At 47.5% G+C, this 20,168-nt stretch carries 15 protein-coding genes; all 15 read right to left on the reverse strand.

What is annotated here, in order from left to right:
- Positions 1 to 27: 27 nt before the first annotated feature.
- On the reverse strand, positions 28 to 1,176 hold the full coding sequence (locus tag OIU26_RS08630; protein ID WP_013369823.1) for a glycosyltransferase family 4 protein: 1,149 nt from the start codon (positions 1,174 to 1,176) through the stop codon (positions 28 to 30).
- Positions 1,173 to 2,360, reverse strand: coding sequence for a glycosyltransferase family 4 protein (locus OIU26_RS08635; RefSeq protein WP_264216553.1), 1,188 nt, complete (start codon positions 2,358 to 2,360; stop codon positions 1,173 to 1,175). Before OIU26_RS08635 ends, OIU26_RS08630 begins: the two co-directional genes overlap by 4 nt.
- Positions 2,347 to 3,186 carry a glycosyltransferase family 2 protein gene (locus OIU26_RS08640; protein ID WP_013369821.1) on the reverse strand — a complete coding sequence of 280 codons (840 nt, stop codon included), beginning with the start codon at positions 3,184 to 3,186 and terminating at the stop codon, positions 2,347 to 2,349. The genes OIU26_RS08635 and OIU26_RS08640 overlap by 14 nt, the downstream gene beginning before the upstream one ends.
- Before the next feature lie 22 nt (positions 3,187 to 3,208).
- Positions 3,209 to 4,588 carry a lipopolysaccharide biosynthesis protein gene (locus OIU26_RS08645; protein WP_014599533.1) on the reverse strand — a complete coding sequence of 460 codons (1,380 nt, stop codon included), beginning with the start codon at positions 4,586 to 4,588 and terminating at the stop codon, positions 3,209 to 3,211.
- Positions 4,589 to 4,593: 5 nt separating this feature from the next.
- Complete coding sequence (locus tag OIU26_RS08650; protein ID WP_026065389.1) at positions 4,594 to 6,036, reverse strand: O-antigen ligase family protein; 1,443 nt, start codon at positions 6,034 to 6,036, stop codon at positions 4,594 to 4,596.
- A 5-nt stretch (positions 6,037 to 6,041) separates the two neighbouring features.
- On the reverse strand, positions 6,042 to 6,812 hold the full coding sequence (locus OIU26_RS08655) for a WecB/TagA/CpsF family glycosyltransferase (protein ID WP_014599532.1): 771 nt from the start codon (positions 6,810 to 6,812) through the stop codon (positions 6,042 to 6,044).
- A 4-nt stretch (positions 6,813 to 6,816) separates the two neighbouring features.
- On the reverse strand, positions 6,817 to 8,154 hold the full coding sequence (locus OIU26_RS08660) for an O-antigen ligase family protein (protein WP_031463066.1): 1,338 nt from the start codon (positions 8,152 to 8,154) through the stop codon (positions 6,817 to 6,819).
- 10 nt (positions 8,155 to 8,164) lie between these two features.
- Positions 8,165 to 9,100 (reverse strand): glycosyltransferase, encoded by a 936-nt coding sequence (locus tag OIU26_RS08665; protein WP_264216554.1) that lies wholly within the window; start codon positions 9,098 to 9,100, stop codon positions 8,165 to 8,167.
- Positions 9,100 to 9,798 carry a sugar transferase gene (locus tag OIU26_RS08670; RefSeq protein WP_013369815.1) on the reverse strand — a complete coding sequence of 233 codons (699 nt, stop codon included), beginning with the start codon at positions 9,796 to 9,798 and terminating at the stop codon, positions 9,100 to 9,102. The genes OIU26_RS08665 and OIU26_RS08670 overlap by 1 nt, the downstream gene beginning before the upstream one ends.
- Before the next feature lie 16 nt (positions 9,799 to 9,814).
- Positions 9,815 to 10,705 carry a UTP--glucose-1-phosphate uridylyltransferase GalU gene (gene galU / locus OIU26_RS08675; protein ID WP_025364257.1) on the reverse strand — a complete coding sequence of 297 codons (891 nt, stop codon included), beginning with the start codon at positions 10,703 to 10,705 and terminating at the stop codon, positions 9,815 to 9,817.
- 41 nt (positions 10,706 to 10,746) lie between these two features.
- Entirely contained in the window at positions 10,747 to 11,385 is a 639-nt protein-coding gene (locus tag OIU26_RS08680; protein WP_165080432.1) for a CpsD/CapB family tyrosine-protein kinase, read from the reverse strand.
- Positions 11,369 to 12,112 (reverse strand): YveK family protein, encoded by a 744-nt coding sequence (locus tag OIU26_RS08685; RefSeq protein WP_013369812.1) that lies wholly within the window; start codon positions 12,110 to 12,112, stop codon positions 11,369 to 11,371. Before OIU26_RS08685 ends, OIU26_RS08680 begins: the two co-directional genes overlap by 17 nt.
- Before the next feature lie 276 nt (positions 12,113 to 12,388).
- Positions 12,389 to 13,033 (reverse strand): response regulator, encoded by a 645-nt coding sequence (locus tag OIU26_RS08690; protein ID WP_013369811.1) that lies wholly within the window; start codon positions 13,031 to 13,033, stop codon positions 12,389 to 12,391.
- Positions 13,034 to 13,149: 116 nt separating this feature from the next.
- Complete coding sequence (locus OIU26_RS08695; protein WP_013369810.1) at positions 13,150 to 14,787, reverse strand: sensor histidine kinase; 1,638 nt, start codon at positions 14,785 to 14,787, stop codon at positions 13,150 to 13,152.
- Positions 14,788 to 15,108: 321 nt separating this feature from the next.
- A complete protein-coding gene (gltB, locus tag OIU26_RS08700) occupies positions 15,109 to 19,707 on the reverse strand; it encodes a glutamate synthase large subunit (protein ID WP_264216555.1) in 4,599 nt (1,532 codons plus the stop codon).
- Positions 19,708 to 20,168 lie beyond the last annotated feature (461 nt).

The raw sequence follows: 20,168 nt of genomic DNA on the forward strand, positions 1-20,168 counted from the left end.
TGAATCATCCTTTAACGCGAATGTCGGTCAGACTCCTGCCAACAAACCCTTATAGTAATGAACTATATCCTTAACAGTGTTCTCGATGACAAAATGCTTCTTGACCCGTTCCATCCCTCTCTCACCCATCTGCTGACGTTCCTGTGGATGCTCCAGCATCCAGCGGATGGCTTCTTCCAGCTTGGCAGGGTCTCCCGGTTCAATGAGCAGCCCGGTTTCATTGGGTACCACCGTTTCCTTGGGACCACCTTCGTTTGAAGCGATCACTGGCAAACCTGCAGCCATGCCCTCAATAATGACCTGACCGAATGGTTCCGGTGTAATGGAAGTATGAATTAGCAGATCACAGCGCTGCATCAGACCCTGAATGTCATCGACGTGTCCCATCAGATTGACGTTGGTCAACCCATATTCGCGCATCGTGGATTCCAATCGTTGTTTATATTCCTCTTCTCCGAACAACGCATCTCCAGCCAGCCAGAATTTCACACGCTGATCTGGTAAAAAAGAACGTGCCGCTTCCAGTAAAATATGTTGTCCTTTCCATTCCGCCAATCTGCCGACCAAAACAACGTTAAACGAGTCATCGCCACGCAATTGCGCAGCCGAATCACGAGCCGTAATCGCTTTGGCAAAAGCGGAGTAGACGACGAGCGTCTTTTTGTCCGGGGGTAATTCCAATGCACTCAGCGTGGATTTGGAATTGGCAATCACACCGTTAGGCAAAAAGCGGGACATGAGCCGAATCCCTTTGGCTACAATCGGCTTCAGATACGGCGGACCGATGTGGTCACGGATATGCCATATCAACGGCAGCTTCGCCGATTTGGCGGCTACTGCACCATACAGTGCAGATTTGAGTGAGTTCGTGTGCACACACACGACTTTTTCCTCGCGCAACAATGGCGCGAGTTTCCTGCCGTAAGCTAGCAAACGAAAGGCTGCTGCAGGCGCACCCAGATTGACGGCATTTCGTCCCCGATTACGAATCGAATCATCTAGTGGAACAATGCGCACATCAATATCACGCTGCCGAAGCCGATCCGCCAAATCGCCCTCCTCCGCCAAAATAACGAGCGGGTCGATATGTTCCCCGATATTCGTCAGTATGTTATACAAAGCAACTTCGCCGCCGCTCCATCTTGCCGTATGGTCAATATAAGCTACTCTCATCATTTCGCCGCCGCCTTTCTGTCAAGGACCTGTCGGAACACCTCTTCTACCTGTTCCGCTACATGTCCCCATGTATATCTGCTCAGGACATGGTCCCGGCATTCCCGTGCATTCGGTAGAAGTTCACGATGATCCAGCACACGCAGCAACCCTGCAGCAATAGCTTCACTGTCCGTCCCCTGGAACAATAGCTCAGGACGGAATCCTCTTAAGATTTCCTTGTTGCCGCCTACAGGAGTGGCCAGCACCGGTAGTCCCGAGGCCATCGCCTCAACTGTGATCAGACCGAAACCCTCTAGTGCCTGTGTTGGCACAACAAACAAGTTCGAGGCTTGATGGTACAGGGGCAGCTCCTCATCCGACACATAACCAAGCAACCTTACATGGTTATGAAGATTGTATTCCGCCACCTTGGAAGCCAATTCCTCCATCAAGGGGCCCTTCCCACCAATCAGCAGCAGATGATCAGGGTGTCGCTCGGTTACTCGCCGCCATGCTTCGAGCAGCTGTAGCAGTCCCATGCGATTAACAAGACGACGAACGGTTAGCACAATCGTCGCATTTTGCGGCAAATTCAGCCGCTTACGTACAGCCTCCTGATCCTCTGCCGGATGGAACCTTTCTACATTCGCCGCACCAGGAATAATATCAATTTTGCTAAGTGGTACTTTATAGTGCTCGTGCAAAATATCCCGAAAAGTCTCGCTTAGCACTATAAATTTATCCGCCAGACCATAAGCTTTCATTTCAATGGATTTGGCCAACGTCGTTTTTAAGAAATGCTTAATTCCTTGTCCTTCAATCTTCATTTCCTCCGTCCACGGTCCGTGGAAGGTGGTAACGACCGGGATTCCTCTTTTTTTCGCCTCCAGTGCCGGTCCGACACTATAGGGAGCAAAGTGGGAATACAGCACATCGATCGGTTGCTTGTCGAACAGTTCTGCTGCATATTTTTGCATCAGCTCTCGGCGCTTCCAGATGGATTGCTGCTTGCTGCCAATCGAATGAATACGAATACGTTCAGGCGCCTGAGGCTGCTCATCACTACAAATTAGAGCATCCAGCGTATTGCGCTCTAGCGTAAGCTGCTCACAGATGGATTTGAAATATGTGTTGAGACCTCCTGGCTGTAAGGACGGCCAGCTCAACCCCGTTGCCGCGATACGAAATCCGTTATTGTACGACATAGCTGGTTTCTCCTTTCTGCTCGGTCTGTCCGCCATCCACGACTTCTATCTTTTTTCGCCGCTTGGTTAACTCATAATGCTTGAAACAGACGAGAAACTCATACATCACCCAGAAAACGGCTACAGCAAAACCCGCTAACCCCTTGCGGTATAAGCCTTGAACAAAATACTTCTGTACAAAGCGGGCGGGGGGCCTCCACAACAGTCTGGTAATTCGAAAGGATCTTCCTTTGTTAAATGCCGTCTCTGCTTCCAGATCTGTATATTTGTTAAAACGGGTCATATGATCACTGATGCTGCGGAATCCATAGTGCCATAACACGCCCTCCAGATTGATGATCTGAGAAGAGGCTACATCTGGCATTTCATGAACAAGACTATTCGTAATGCCATAAATTCGCCGATTGTACAAACGAACCAAATACTCGCCTTTGTTCATCCATTTGCCGAGAAAATCGCCAATGCGAAATACGGAATAGGCTTTGGCCGGATCGTGGAGCGTTTCCTTTACTTTCAATAAGTCACCAAGCAACTCTGCATCCACTACTTCGTCTGTATCAATCAGGAAAATCCAATCAAATTCCGCTTTATCAACACCAAACATGCGCTGTTTGGCATAACCGGGCCATGGGTTGGAAAACACCCGACAGCCCAATGATTCAGCTACCTGAATCGTATTGTCCTTGCTCCCTCCGTCAATGACGACGATATCGTCCGCAAAGGGCTGGCAGGATTTGATGGCAGCTGTAATTCGAATGCCATCATCCTGAGCGATAATAACTACGGATATCCGGTTGTCCGCGGGAACGCTAGACATGTGGTTCATTAGCGGGTGCCTCCTTCTTTATCTAACCGTTAACTGGCTTTTTCCGGATGTAGTGTGACATCGTTGATCGGAGCCATTGAAAATCTTGTTTGGAAATAACCAGTCTTGGAATTTTCATTTTCAGTACGAACTTAACATTACATAAAATGAAAACGAACCGTAAAATCCCCGAAGACAGCATTGCTATCCCTGCACCCGTCAATCCATATCTCGGCACGAGTATGGACAGCAATGGAATGACGAGCGCCAATCCGACACCCTGTAGAATGGTAACCAGTTTGGGCTTACCCAACGCCATAAATTGTTGTGCCAGCACCATGGTACCTCCACTGATAGCAACCTCAAGCACCAGAAACCGGAATACCGTAAGCGCTTGTTTAAACTCTTGACCATATAACAATGTGAATACGAACGGAGCAACCAGCATTAACATCACCGCAGCCAGAAAGGTTGCCGTTGAAGTCACTCGAAATGCCCGAAATGTTATGGCCACCGCCTCTTCCTTATCCAGCCCGGAGGCTTTGGGAAACAGCACGACAATGATCGAGGTTGAAAATACATTTACCATCCGGGCCAGGCTGACCGCTACCGCATATAAACCGAGATCAGCGGGTCTGAGCAGACCCGCAATCAAAATCTGGTCAATGTAAGTGGAAACCTGCCCCATGAGATCATTCCCGTATGAACCCATACCGTAGGTAAAGAGATTTTTAAATTGCGTCCAGCTGTTCTTCACCTTTGGTTTGTACAGCCGAATCATTCGTATCGTGACACCGATATAGATCGGCAAGCCTGGCAGTAAGTAGGCCAATGCTGAGGTGTACGGATTCATCGTCCCCGTCAGGATCAGAATCGCCAGTCCAAGCAGCGTACTTAGGGGTACCAGATACCGAAATAAATTGTACTGTTTATATTCCGAGCGAACTTGAAGCAATGCATTATTGATCTGTGAAATCGCTATGAGTGGACACATCATCATGGAGCACTGCGCGAAAAGTATGACAGATGAAGAAAAAGAGCGCAGCCAATAAGGAATTAGAAATACTCCGATGAGTGTCGCCATCCCCCCGAACACCGTAGCCAGCAGCAAGGCCAGACCATACAGCTTACCCGTTTCCTCAGGTTTCCTTTTGGCATTGTAAATCAATGCAGATGGAACACCGAAGCTCATGCAGAAGGCAAGAAATTGGGACCAGTTCACCATCGCTGTCTGTTCTCCGCGTCCAGTAGGACCCAAGAATCGTGCCGTCAGCACACCAGTCAGCATATTCACAACGAGAATCAGCATACTGAATATCATCGTTTTTACTGCTGCAGAGCTGTTATCCTTGCTTTTGGCAAACCGAATCACCGTGGACCATAGTGTCCGGACAGGTGCGGATAATGCTTGTAAGTTTTGCACAGCCTTTACCTTCTTTCCGCGATGACATCTTTTGCCCATAGTCCTATTCCGATCATCATCCAGATCAAATAGCCGCGCATACCGGGGAAACCATTATCCGATATGAGACTGGCTACTGCTCCGGCCCATGTAGCCAACGCCAGTCTGATATAAGGCTGACTGGAATTCCGTTCGGCAATACGGACGAGAAGGCGCTTGATGATAACGAACAGACCACCGAAGAAAAAGAATGCTCCGCAAATACCGAAGGTGAGGAAAATGGCAATATATCCATTATCCATAATCCCAAGTTCACCGAGATCGCCGCCGTTATCAAGCTTGGTTCCGATTCCTACACTCCCGATCCCCTGCCCGACCGGATTGCTAGTAATCGCCGGAAGCATTGTATGCAGTAGATCCAAACGTTCATTGTACGAATGATCCTGTTGAATATCTGTCAACGTCTGCATGCGAGCCACCAAACCTTCTGCCCCCGGAAGTTTTGGAACGATGATGTAGAGAAGAAGGCCGACGATAGCAAGTTGAAACAGAGTCTTCCACTTTCCTTTGGAGGATGAGCTGAGAATGTAAGCCAGTAACATGACGAATGCAATCAGCCAGGCTGAACGTACGAGCGTGACCAAGAGACAAACAACTGTTAGCAGGACTCCAATCCATCCCAAAGTGCCTCGCCACCGTTTCTCCATCAGCATCGGTACAAGTGCCATTGCCAGGAAAATAGCGCATGGGCCGGGCGAGTTCATGGAAGAAAACACTCTGATTTGAAGCGGTTCTGGCACCCCAATGGAATTCATTTCCACATGATTCATCCAAAATGCATCCCAAGGAGGCACCGTCAAGTACTGAATAATGCCGTATATCGCTACAAGAACAGCAATGTTGGCGTATGAATACAGCAGTCGGTCCAGCTCCTTTGCTTTCATTGGCTTAATCGCAAGATAAGGCAATAGAAGCAATGGAACCACATAATTGGCCAAATCATAAGCAAAAACAATACCATTTTTGAATAACCCGACCACACTTCCGTAGGCCAATTCTATGCCGAAAAATACAGCAATTCGGGTTAATGGCTTTTCCGCCAGATGAATACCCCGCAGCACAGGAATGATCAGCATGCTGCTTACCAGCAGCGGCGCCACGCTCAACAAGGAAACCGAGTGATACGTTCCCTCCAACCAATCTGCAATGCGGCGGATTTCCGGGCCTACTGCCCACACCACCAGTGTGTAAGAAATCAGTAACCGTGATTGCAAGATCGCCAGCAGGAAGGCCGGAAAAACGATCGCCAGCAATATGGCTCCCTGCTGGCTCGTGGTGGGATTCATCTTGGCGCTAACAAATCCGATGGCGAGTGGCAGCATACAAGCCAGCACCCCCATACCAATCATGCCGATTCCACGCCGACTTCCTAGCCAGAAGGAAATCTGCTGATCTGCCAACCGACTCATGTTTCTCACCCCTGGCCTCCCTTCATCCGCTTCCGCTTGAACATCTCTTTAAACAGCAGAACGAGGAACTGGGAATCCTCAATCAAATATCTTTTCCACAATCGTTTAGGCTCCTGAGACAACCTCCAAAACCATTCAAATCCTGTCTTCTGCATCAGCTCCGGTGCTCTCTTTACATTCCCCGACAGGAAATCAAAGGTCGCTCCCACCCCAATCGAAACTGGAGCGCGGTAAGTCTCATAATATCTGTAAATCCATTTTTCCTGCTTCGGTGCTCCTACACCTACAAAAACGATGTCTGGGCGAGCCTCTTGGAGCAACTGGATAATGTATCTGTTCTCCTCTTCGTTTTTCTCAAAGCCATAAGAAGGAGAATAGCAGCCCACCACATTCATGTTTGGATAGGATTCCTGGAGATTAAGCATAGCCTTCTCAGGAATACCGTCAGCTGCACCCAGAAAAAATAAACGATAGCCTCGATCCTCAAATGCCTCTCCCAGCCGGGTGAACAAATCGGAGCCTGACACCTTTTGTTTGAGGGGCTTTTTCAGTAACTTAGACGCCCAAATGATAGGCATTCCATCGGCCACTACAGCTCCGGCATCCGAATATACCTTACGGAATTCATCATCCTTGCGAAGCTTGATCACATGATCGACATTACAGGTCAAAATGTAGGAATGACGCTGATGCTCAATAGAAGTATCTATAAATTCGAGTAGATCATTAAAATCGTAATTATCAAAGTTGACATCGAACATGTTCACTCTGCTCATCGTATCACTTCTCTTTGCGAAAATCGGTTTGAGTAGATGTTTGGTATAATGCATTCAAATACCAGCAAAACGGAATAATCATCTGAACCGTCGACAACGTATTATCTGAAAACGAGTAGATCAAAAAACCTGCAATTAAAGTTGCAAAATAAGGTTTAATAGACTTGGCAAGTGACCGGTAAATAAGAGCGAACACGATCAGTAATGAAAGCATTAAGAGCCCGCAACCGATATATCCGGTATCAAAATAAAAGCGTATATACTCGTTATGCGGTACAACAAAACCATTGAATAACGTCCCGTCGTTCGCAACCGTTACCGCGCCAAGGCCTCTGCCTGACCAAGGGTAATCATGTACTCTGTTCAAAAAATATTCCCATGCCTCCGAGCGTCCCGATAGGTCAATGCCTGTGTCGGTCTCCCGTTCGAAGGAGCGTTTTTTTAAATTGTTCCATTGTAGGGCCACCGCCCCCAGAGCAACCAAAAACGATCCGGCCAGCGGTAGCAAATAATTGACTTTTCCCTTGAGGTATTGACGGGCAATATCAAACAGATACACAGCAAACATCAATAGCAATGCCAGAATCGGCCCACGTGTACCGGTGGCGATCAGGATTAGAAAATTCAGGGCCAACACCGTGTAATAAAAGCCAGCTTGCCTAGGTTTGCGCTTGACCTCAATCAGAGAGACGGCGATTCCGAGAAAGGAGAGCATTGCCAAATGCGGCGGTATATTCGCTCCTTGTACTCTGACTGCGCCCGTAAATTCCACATCCGTAAATGAGTGCAATCCTAAAACCTGCAAGCCTAATCCAATGACCACACTAATAATCGGCAACAGGCTGATCAGTCGAATATGCTTTTCCGCCACATCCTTTTTCCACTGGATCAGTAAAAAAAAGAAGGGCAGTGATAGTCCCACGAACGCCTTGACGGCAATCGAGGTCGTTAACAAAGGCAGCCATGCTGAAAATCCAAATGTAATCCCCAGCATGATCACCAATGCCCAGACTGGATAGCTGAACTTGAGACGAATGCCATAAACGAGCATGCAAGGCACTAGCAGAGCCAAGATGCCCAATTTGTACAATGACAATATCTCAATGCCGAACACGCCACCCTGATACAGAGAATCGACAGAGACCGCTGTGCTTAGCAAAACTGCATAGCTGATGCGCTCTGGATGATGGATAGAGACAGCCAACAAAAGCAGTAAGCATACCGCTGCAATACTGACCACAGGTTGATAGGTAGCTGCAATTCCTACAGCAAGAGCGCCTAGTAGAAAAATAAAAACATGCTGTATGGTGTTTATTCTAGAAGTCCAAGGATAGTTACTCATGTTCAATCTTTCACCCCGCAGCTGACTCGCTTTTCCGGTTGCGCAGTGTATCCAGCGTTCCGCGGATATTTTCAAGCCTGCACCGGTTCAACAGCTTCCTGCCCTCAGTACGTGCCAGCAGGGAATCCACCGTGATGTATAACACTTTGGCTGCCACCTTTGCCATCAGCACCGCGTTGCCGCGCAGACCTGCAGCCTGAGCAGCATTAGACATGCCCTGACAATAGTAGCGATTCATAATCCATTCTCTCGTTAAGCGTGAAGCCGGAACAAAATGTTCTACAGCCATGTGCGGATGATACATAATCGTTCCACCATTTTTACGGATTTGCTCGAATACCCACGACTCTTCACCAGATAGTAGGATATCTCCCTTTCTGCCCAAGTGAAGCGGGAACATAACGGCGGCGAAAGCCGTTTTGCGCATAGCCATATTCGCTCCAAATGGATTCAGGCCCGCTGGATATTCCCGAACGGATTCCCCCAGATCAATAATCGTGTAAGGCAGTTCAAGCGGCCCTGTCAACCAGTTCGGGCGTTCCGTCTCAAACTTAGGATCAATCTTCCCACCCATAGCCGTCAGCTCGGGATTGTTCCCAAAGGCCGACATAATCGTTTGCAACCATGTAACACACGGAATTGCATCATCATCCAGAAAAGCAATGACGTCTGCTTTTGATAACGTAATGCCGGCATTACGAGCGGCAGACAGTCCTTGTTCGCGCTCATAATGATACCGAAGATGAATATGCTGACCGTGCGCAACGGTGAATCTTTTGATCGTCGCTGCTGTGTGATCGGTGGATCGGTTATCGACCACAATGATCTCGGCCAGTGCAAGGTCTTCCAGCTTCAGTAGAGACATCAACGTTTTCTCCAGCAGGTCCGCCCGGTTATAGGTGCAAATAACGACGGACACTGCGGGACATCGCTTAAATGCATCCATCAGTAAGCATCCTTGGAGAACAGCATTTTAACGCCTGTTTTCATGATGATTTTCAGATCGAGCCACGTATTGCGAACATGAATATACTTCAAATCCATTTGCACCATTTCTTCGAAGCCTACACTGTTACGTGCGCTCACCTGCCAGTAACCCGTACATCCCGGCGTTACAATCAGGCGCTGCTTGTCATAATCGGAGTATTGCTCAACCTCGCTGGGCAACGGCGGGCGCGGACCGACTAAAGTCATATCTCCAACCAACACATTCCACAGCTGCGGAATCTCATCAATACTCGTCTTGCGTAGAAAACTGCCAATTTTCGTGATCCGAGGATCGTTTTTAATTTTGAACATGGCGCCGCTCACTTCATTCAGCTCCATCAAGTCCTTTTTCAGCTCCTCGGCATTGGACACCATTGAACGGAATTTATACATATCGAATAACTTCTCATTCTTGCCCACCCGAGTTTGCTTGAAAAACACACTTCCCTTTGGGTCCTCGAGCTTAATCAGAATGGCCACCACTGCAAACAGCGGGAGCAAGACGATTAAGCCCACGAAAGACAGCAGCATATCAAGGAGGCGTTTTGTGACCAGGTAGGACGTTTTATCCTGAATTTGTGTATTTCCGTATGGCATGTAAAACGCTTTACCTGACATGACAGCCTCGCCATCCTCCGGTAAATTTTCCATGCTCATGCTGACGTACCTCCTCTCAACCCGCTGTAGTTGCTTTCTCGGTCTTTTTCAGCCATTCATTCATGGCCTCCATAACCGGATACTTCAAATCATCGCTGGCAAGTGCAAATTCAAGAGTGGTTAAAATATATCCAAGACGTTCACCTACGTCATAACGCGTGCCTTCAAAGTCATAGGCGTATACACGTTCACTCTGATTCAGCTTTTGGATCGCATCCGTCAACTGAATTTCGCCGCCAGCTCCTTTTTCCTGAAGATCAAGATATTTGAAAATTTTCGGCGAGAACACATAACGACCCATAATAGCCAGATCGGATGGGGCTGTGCCTGGAGCCGGTTTTTCAATAAAATTATTCACTCGGTACAATCGTCCGTCCTGTTGGTCCGGTTCAATGATGCCATACCGGTTCGTGAATTCCTGTGGTACCCGCTGAACGCCAATCACAGAATTTTGTGTTTCCTCATATTGATCCATCAGCTGGCGCAGGCAAGGTTTTTGACCTGTTACGATATCGTCGCCCAACAGCACACCAAATGGCTCGTCCCCGATAAAGCGTCTTGCGCACCACACCGCATGTCCCAGACCTTTCGGTTCTTTCTGGCGAATGTAATGGATTTCCACTCCCGAAGAACGCTGTACTTCCTCCAGAAGCTTCAGCTTACCGTCCTCGAGCAGCTTTGATTCCAACTCAAATGCGTTGTCAAAGTGGTCCTCAATGGCACGTTTACCTTTACCCGTAACGATAATAATGTCCTCGATACCAGAAGCAATCGCTTCTTCCACGATATATTGAATCGTAGGCTTATTGATAATCGGAAGCATTTCCTTAGGCATTGCTTTGGTAGCAGGGAGGAAGCGCGTTCCCAATCCTGCTGCTGGAATAATGGCTTTTTTCACTTTTTTCATCATCGCACTCATTCTCCTTGCTTCATCGAATTTGGTGTTGCTTACTTCACCTGATTCATCACAATTCCAACCAGCGTCGCGCTAGCCTGCTCCATGAGTTGCTTTGTTTTGCGTAGATCTTCCCGTTTGGTCCGGCCATGCTTGGCAACGAGAATCACACCATCCGTCAAGCCTGCAATCAGACGAGCATCCGTATAATTCAGCGCTGGTGCCGAATCGAGTAAGATGATGTCATATTCACGTTTAAGCTCTTCCATCAGCTCTGCCATACGTTCGCTACCGAGTAAATCTGCTGCGTTATACAGACTGTCCCCACCAGGAACAACCGATAGCTCCAGTCCACCATGCCTAACGATAGATTTGGAAGAAGCCCCACCGCGCAAATAAGCCGATAGACCTCCGGCATTCTCCATACCGAATATCTCGTGCAGCGCTGGTCTATGCAGATTGCAATCCACCAGAGCCACCTTCTTGCCTTCTTGAGCAAAGGAAACTCCGATGTTAGCGATCATTGTTGTTTTTCCCGCTCCGCTTTCCGGCGAGGTTAACAAAAGAACCGTCCCACGGTCCTTTTGCCCGATCACCTGCTGCCGGATGTATGTACGGAGGGATCGAAATGATTCCGAGATATACGATGATGGATTACTTTCTGTAATCAACATGTCATTCAATCGCAGCATATTTACGCTCCCCTACCCGTTCTTTGGAATTTCCGGCCACTCCATCGATGTCCTTCTTGCGAATGACGGGAATCGATGCAATTACAGGAATGCCGATGTCTGCATCCGCTTCTTTTTCCGTACGTAGCGTGCCGTTAATGCTTTCCAGGAACACAATCGTGCCCAGCGCAATCATCAGCGATACGAGAAAACTAATCGCAATATTCATGAGCGGATTCCCATTAATCGGGTCAGGATTGGCCTGCGGGTCCGCTTCATTTAAAATTTTCACATTATTTAATTCCATCAATCCAGGAACCGTCTGCACGAATTTCTGGGTTACTGCGTTTACAACCGCTGCGGCCTGAGGATAATTCCCCGCCTCAAACGTCAAGCCAATCACCTGACTTTTATCCGAGGATTTAATCTGCAGCTTCTCCGCCAACTTTTGCGACGTCAAATTGAACTCAGGATGAGTCGCTACCACAGCGTCCATAATTTTAGGCGAAGTGAGAATTTGCTTGTAGCTTTCCACCAAATTAAGACTTGTGTTGACGTCGTTCAGATTGTTACTCCCCTGCTTGGCAGAAATATGATTAACCAGCAGTTGGCTTGAAGCGGAGTAGACTGGCTTTACGACATTGTCACTCACAATGTAAGTCGTTACGCATGAGAGAATGACAAAAATCGCAATCAGCCACAATCTTTTTTTGATTAGAACTAGATAATCCAAAATGGTTTTCTCCACAAAAATCCTCCCTCCCACACAATTTCTCTTCTTATTTTAAGTATGATCTAATTGTAACAATCCGTTGTATAGACGACATGGAACCGAACGGCACTTTCTCCCTCACTACAGAGGAAGGGGGATGTATACTTTTGGACACGGCATGGTATACTTTTGTACCATACTTTGTCGATTATGGTAAATAGAAATGAAAAAATCCTCAAAACCACCAAAGTTGGTGATTTTGAGGATTTTTTTATGCCACTTGCATATGAAACTACTGCGTAGCTTATGGGGTTAGCGCATCATCATATTGGTTGGCTCGTACTTCGCTAGACCAATCGCATTGGCATATAATGCTGCCTGCGTACGATCTGCCAGTCGCAGCTTGGCCAAGATCTGACTGACATGCTTTTTGACGGTGAACTCACTGATAAATAAACGGGATGCTATTTCACGATTGCAAGCCCCTTGCCCCAGCTCGACCAGCACTTCTTTTTCCTTTGGTGTCAGGTCGTCCGTGAGATTGCCCGCATCTTCACGTAGCTTATTTTCGAGAATAGCCGGATCATAATATTTGCGTCCTTTGTTGACAAGATGAATCGCGTAAATTAATTCCTCAGGCAAAGCCTCCTTAAGCACATAACCGTCCACAGAGGCTTCCTCCGCTTTCAGAAAATCTTCACGTGTTGCAGAAGAGGTCAGCAAAATAAATTTGCTTCTGAACCCGCGTCCGCGCGCTATCTTGATAATATCCAGACCTGATTCATCAGCTAATTTTAAATCCAGCAGCACCAAATCTGGATCCGTTTCCTCGATCACTGCAAGTGCTTCCTGTTGATTCTGGGCCTCTCCCGCGAACTGAACATTAGGCTGCATGGATATAACCGCAGCGAGTCCTTTCCGTACTAAAGGATGATCATCGACAATGACAATTTTCATGATTCGGCCTCCTGTCTACAGTTCAGGATTTGCATAATCCCTATGTATCCGATTGTTACCGCAGATTTTGTATTGCAGAATGTTCACACATTGTATTCAAGGATTTTATAAAATCCTCATTCATAAGCATTTACCGGAATGGACAATCGAATCTGTGTTCCCTCTCCGATTCGACTTGAAATATCAAATTCGCCTCCCATCGATTGAGCTAAATATTCCATATTCATCATGCCCAGGCCCCCGCCTGCACTGACCGCCTCACCTCCTGCTACCATTCTCGCCGTCTCAAACCCTACTCCGTCGTCATGAATAGACAGTCTAATCACTTGGGGCGTCAATTTTAACTTCACATCAATTCGCTTGGCCAATCCATGACGGATTGCGTTCCCCGCCGCTTCGGAAATGATGCGGAACAAAGCCTTCTGGTACAAATACGGAAGTGAATAATGATCACCATGGATATCAAAATCAATTTGTACATGGTTCAGCTTGGAGAGTGTATGCAGATGGCTTTTCACCGTACCCAACCAAGTTGAGCCTCCGCTTTTTTTCGAGCTTAGGCTATGAATTGCCCCCTTCAGCTCTCTAACCGCTTGATTGGCCGATTGCTGAATTAAATCAATTTGCTCCTCCACCTGCTCCTTAGGCTGATGGCACCAAGTCTGCCGGAGAGAATGGGTTGCGTACACAATACCAAAAAGACTTTGTGAAACATTGTCATGCATTTCATTTGCAATCCGGTTCTGCTCATTCGTCACAATCAACTGATTCTCAATACGCTCCAGCTCATAGCGTTCCAAAAATACAGCACTCAGCTCAGCTAAGAATATCAGTTGTTGCACAAGCCAGCGTCTTCCTGTCAAACTCTGATCCGGTCCCAGCTTGAGGCCAATCGTCGCTACAAAGCGGGTCGTCATCGGTACGGTGATCATGAGAAAGTCGCCCCATTCCGGCAGATGTCTGAAAAATGGTTCGCGCTCTTCCCTGAACTCCTCCCGGTAATTCTCCAGTTCTTCGAATAGCTGCTCCTCTTCTTCTACCGTCCAGCCTGTCTGGCTGCTTGCCGGTGCATCTTCCTCCTGACTATCCAGCCAGAAAAATGCACGGCTCTGCTTGGTTAGCTTGACAGTGTAATCCGAGATGACCTGACCCAGATTTAATGCCTCATTATGGCTGGTCGTCTCCATGATGTGATAAATCGACTTGATATGATCCATCGTCTCATTGGCTTGTTCTTTAGCCACCTTCAGTTCGTCCTTCATGACGCGAATAACCTGCATTGCCATTGTGGTTACGATCAATACCAGAAACAGATTAATGTTCTGCAATATAAGATCCCACAAAAAATATTGACCTGGTGTAAAAAAGATATAACAAAATGTGAGCACCAAACCGATATAAGAAAGTAGGAGCGTCCAGCTGTACCTCATGGATAGATGAGCACAAGCTACCAGCATGGGAGTAATCACATACCATTTGAACGGGCTATTTATCCCTCCGGTTGGGAATAACAGCAAAATGATCCCTGCGGTTTCTAGCGCAATACTGCATTTCAATACCATATCATGAAGTCTGTATTTACGGTAAATCCAAGTAAATGCTGTAACGGATAAAAATAGAAAAACAATCAGTAATAGCTTCTGCCATACCATTAATCTAGATGTTTCGAACAGAAAAACAAGTGATGTTAAAGATAATGATACATAACGGTATAAAAAAATCATTTTGTCTTCTGCTGACTTCTTCAACTTCATCCTGTCACCCTATTCTGTGTTTTGAAGGGACGATGGGCATATTAGGTTTGTTTGCGTACTCTAAAAAAATCATAACCAATCCAAAAATAAATAACAAGACATAAACTCTTACGTAAACGGTTACATTCCAAAAAATTTGGTACTTTTTATAACATATTTACCGTTTCAGGAAAACATTTTGGGGGTAATGTCAGAATTTATGACGTTTGTCAAGGTAATAAATCACATTTTTGTTAGCCTGAAAAAAGGACTTGCTGGTACCGCCGTGACTATAACAGCGGTATTCAGCAAGTCCTTTTAGTGAATTTGGCGATCTGCTTTTTAGCCCCCGGTACGCGCCAATTCACGCATATTGGCTTCAAATGCTGCCAGTAGAGCTTCATCCCCGCTCAAACCGGTCGCCTCTTCTTTTTGAATCTGTTCAACCATACGCTTGTAATCCTTTGGAATCACCCGTACAAATTGCTGAATCGCAGTCTGCCATTCATCCAAAATACGTTGTCCCGCTTCACTACCCGTGTAAGTGACATGGCGCTGGATCAAGCCGCGCAAATCCGCTGCTTCTCCAGGATCTTCCACATCTTCCAGCAACACCATTTCCAGATTACAACGGCTCAGGAACGTCCCCTCAGGATCATAGACGTATGCAATACCTCCGGACATCCCGGCTCCAAAGTTCCGTCCGGTTCCACCCAATACAGCTACACGTCCGCCCGTCATGTATTCGCAGCCATGATCACCAACGCCCTCAACAACAATACGTGCGCCGGAGTTCCGAACAGCAAAGCGCTCGCCTGCGATTCCGTTAATATAAGCTTCACCGCTGGTCGCTCCATACAAGGCTGTATTTCCGATGATAATGTTCTCTTCTGCCTTAAAGGTCGCTTTGTGAGATTTCTTTACAATAACTTTACCACCAGATAGCCCTTTACCGACATAATCATTGCTATCGCCTTCCACGCTCAACGTGATGCCTTTCGGAATAAACGCTCCAAAGCTCTGACCTGCCGATCCAATGAAGTTAAAGCGAATCGTATCCTCAGGCAGACCTGCCGCCCCATACTTACGTGTGACCTCGCTGCCCAGAATCGTACCTACTGCCCGATTCACGTTTGTAATAGGCAAGGTACCCTCTACAGGCGTTCCGCTCTCCAGTGCCTCCGCAGCCATCGGTACAAGCTTCAGCATATCGAGTGTTTCTTCCAGTCCGTGGTTTTGACGTTGTACGCGGTAACGTACACTTCCGTCTTCCAACTCAGGAACATGCAGCAGCAAGCTCAGGTCTACACCCTTCTTCTTCCAATGCGAATCGGCGTTCACGGTATCCAGACAATCCGTACGGCCAATCATTTCCTGAATCGTGCGGAATCCCAGCTCCGCCATAATTTCACGGACATCTTCTGCGATGAAACGCATAAAATTCACCACATGGGCAGGATCACCCATATAATTTTTGCGCAGCTCCGGATTCTGCGTAGCCACACCAACCGGACAGGTGTCCATTTGGCATACCCGCATCATAATACAGCCCAACGCTACGAGCGGCGCTGTTGAGAAGCCGTATTCTTCCGCACCCAACAGGGCAGCTACTACCAAATCACGTCCAGACAGCATTTTGCCGTCTGTCTCCAGCACCACGCGGTCGCGCAGGTTGTTCAGCATGAGCGTCTGATGCGTCTCAGCCAGCCCTAGCTCCCAAGGCATACCCGCATGGCGGATGGAGCCTTGCGGGGAAGCGCCTGTACCACCGTCATAACCGCTGACCAGAATAATGTCAGCACGGCCTTTGGCTACCCCTGTAGCAATCGTGCCCACGCCTACCTCTGATACCAGCTTTACGTTAATGTCAGCACGTGGATTGGCGTTTTTGAGATCGTAGATGAGCTCTGCCAAATCCTCGATAGAATAAATATCGTGATGCGGTGGTGGCGAAATCAGGCCTACTCCTGGCGTGGAACCGCGTACCTCGGCGACCCAAGGATACACCTTGCGTCCTGGCAGTTGCCCACCTTCGCCCGGCTTCGCGCCTTGCGCCATTTTAATCTGAATTTCGTCGGCATTCACCAAGTAGTTCGACGTTACACCAAATCGGCCAGATGCCACCTGCTTGATCGAACTGCGACGTGAATCGCCATTAGCATCCGGAGTAAAACGCGCAGGGTTCTCCCCGCCCTCGCCCGTGTTGCTTTTGCCACCGATTCGATTCATTGCAATCGCCAAATCTTCATGCGCTTCCTGGCTAATGGAGCCGAAAGACATAGCTCCTGTTTTAAAGCGACGCATAATCGATGCAGCAGATTCCACTTCATCCAGCGGCACAGGCTCACCAGCAGGCTTCAACTGAAGCATGGAACGAATCGTCAAATGTTGTTCAGATTCACCCTGTACCAGCTTGGTGTACTTCTTGTAAAGCTCGTAGTCTCCCGAGCGAACCGATTGCTGGAGCAAATGCACCGTTTGCGGGTTAAACAAATGCTCTTCTCCATCGTTGCGCCATTGGTATTCACCGCCCGAATCGAGCACCTTATCATTGCCGTCCTTATCAGTGAAAGCACGGTTATGGTGGGCCAGCGCTTCCATCGTCACTTCCTCCAGACCAATACCGCCAATGCGGGAAGGTGTCCAGGTGAAATAACGATCAACAAACTCCTGCTTCAAACCTACAGCCTCGAAAATTTGCGCTCCACGGTACGACTGAATCGTGGAAATACCCATTTTGGACAGTATTTTAACGACGCCCTTGGTTGCCGCTTTAATATAATTTTTAACTGCCTTTTCGTGCGAGATGCCGCGCAGCAAGCCTTGTTGAATCATGACATCCAGTGTTTCAAACGCCAGATACGGATTAACCGCACTCACACCGTAGCCCAGAAGCACCGCATAATGGTGAATATCTCTTGGCTCTCCGGATTCCAGCAAAATGCTCACACGTGTGCGTGTACCCTGCTTAATCAGATGGTGATGCAAGCTGGATACAGCTAGCAACGCCGGAATGGCTGCATTTTCCGCATCCACTCCACGGTCAGACAGAATCAGAATATTATGACCCTTGTCAATGACACGGTCAGCTGCCTCAAACAGTCCTTCCAGCGCCTTGTATAAGCCCTCAGCACCTTCTTTTGCTTCAAAGAAGATCGGAATGGTCATGGATTTGAAGCCTGGACGGTGTACGTGACGAATTTTGGCAAACTCTTCATTAGACAACACCGGTGAATCCAACCGAATCTGGCGACAGCTTTCCGGTTCTGGGTGTAGTAAATTGCGCTCTGGTCCAATCGTCGTTGCAGTAGACGTCACTATCTCTTCGCGAATGGCGTCAATTGGCGGGTTGGTAACCTGAGCAAACATTTGTTTAAAGTAATTGTACAAACGTTGCGGACGGTCAGACAATACCGCCAGTGGAGCATCATACCCCATTGAGCCAATCGGTTCCGCACCTGTAAGTGCCATCGGCTCCAGAAGTTTGCGCAGTTCTTCAAACGTATACCCAAAAGCGAGCTGCAACTGATTTACATTTTCATGTTTCGGCTCTGGCTGCTCCAGTGCTTCAGGTAGATCATCCAGATCAATCAAATGCTCATCCAGCCACTGCTGATAGGGTTCTTCGGATGCGATACGTTCCTTTAACTCTTCATCAGAAACGATGCGGCCTTCTTGGGTATCCACCAGTAGCATACGCCCTGGACGGAGACGATCCTTATAAAGCACATTTTCAGGAGCAATATCCAATACACCCGCCTCAGATGACAGTGCGATCAGATCGTCCTTGGTCACATAGTAACGTGCAGGACGCAGGCCGTTGCGGTCAAGAATCGCCCCGATTTGGATACCGTCTGTAAACGCCATCGCAGCAGGTCCGTCCCACGGTTCCATCATGGTGCTGTGATATTCATAAAATGCCCGCTTCTTCGGATCCATGGTTTCATGCTTGTTCCAAGGCTCAGGCACCATCATCATGGCTACATGAGGAAGCGAACGGCCACTCAGATACAGAAACTCCAGCGTATTATCAAACATGGCTGTATCCGAGCCATCTGGATTGATGACAGGTTTTACCTTCTTGATATCGTTACCAAACGCTTCGCTTTCAAACTGTGTCTGACGCGCATGCATCCAGTTTACGTTGCCACGCATGGTATTAATTTCACCATTGTGAATCATAAAACGATAAGGATGCGCACGATCCCAGCTCGGGAACGTATTTGTGCTAAAACGGGAATGGACCAGCGCAATCGCCGATGTCACTCGCTCATCCTGCAAATCCAGATAAAATTTGCCTACCTGCTCAGTTGTCAACATTCCTTTGTATACAACCTTGCGACATGACAAACTTGGAATATAGAACGACTCACCATTCATATCCTCTTGGTTATAGCGAATAGCAAGCTCTGCACGTTTACGAATGACATACAGTTTCCGTTCAAAGTCTAGTTCTTCCTTCAAATCGCTACTGCGGCCGATGAACACCTGACGCACACCTGGTTTAGCTGCTTTTGCCGATTTACCCAGCATTTCGTCATAAGTTGGAACATCGCGAAAGCCCAAACAGTTTTGACCTTCGTCCATAATGATTTCTCTGAGCTTCTGCTCATGCATCTCACGAACTTTTGAATCATTGGATACAAAAAGCATGCCTACGCCATAATGTCCGGCCTTTGGCAATTTGAAGCCCAATCGCTCTGCTTCCTCTTGAAAAAACAAATGAGGAACCTGAATCATGATCCCTGCTCCGTCACCGGAGTTTGGTTCACTTCCCTGACCGCCCCGATGCTCCATGTTTACGAGCATGGTCAAAGCCTGACTCACAATATCGTGCGATGGTTTTCCCTTGATGTGGGCAACAAAGCCCATGCCGCAGGCGTCTTTTTCGAATTGGGGATCATATAGTCCCTGTTTGGGTGGTAAACCTGTCTGTCTCATGGAACGCAACCTTTCTGTTATAAAGTCATGCTGGCCTGAAATACAGGCGGCCGAATAGAAGACAGTGGCAACAAGAGGTAAATCAAAGAACAACTACGAGGAATGGGGGACAAAAACATAAAACGTATTCAAGGCGGTACGGTCCGCCGAATGCGTATGTTTTTCAATAATTATGCAATGGCTTGACTTGAAAAACACGTCGATTCCACTGATGAATCTAATTAGTTCTATCATTTTATCATTGACCTATTGTGTTAGCAATTCAAAGTTTTTATGATTGTGATAATAAATCTTTTACATTACAGCTTCAACGTATCAATGCAAGAATATATCATTTTTATGTATAAATATTCATTAAAAAAGTCAGCCTTTTCTATCCCTTAAAGAATAGAAAAGGCTGACAAAGGAATTCTGATGTACATACGGACCATCATGTATATTCCCGCAAAGCGATAAACCGT

It is taken from the genome of Paenibacillus sp. BT-177 (assembly GCF_025846815.2).
GTDB classification, from domain to species: Bacteria; Bacillota; Bacilli; order Paenibacillales; family Paenibacillaceae; genus Paenibacillus; species Paenibacillus polymyxa_C.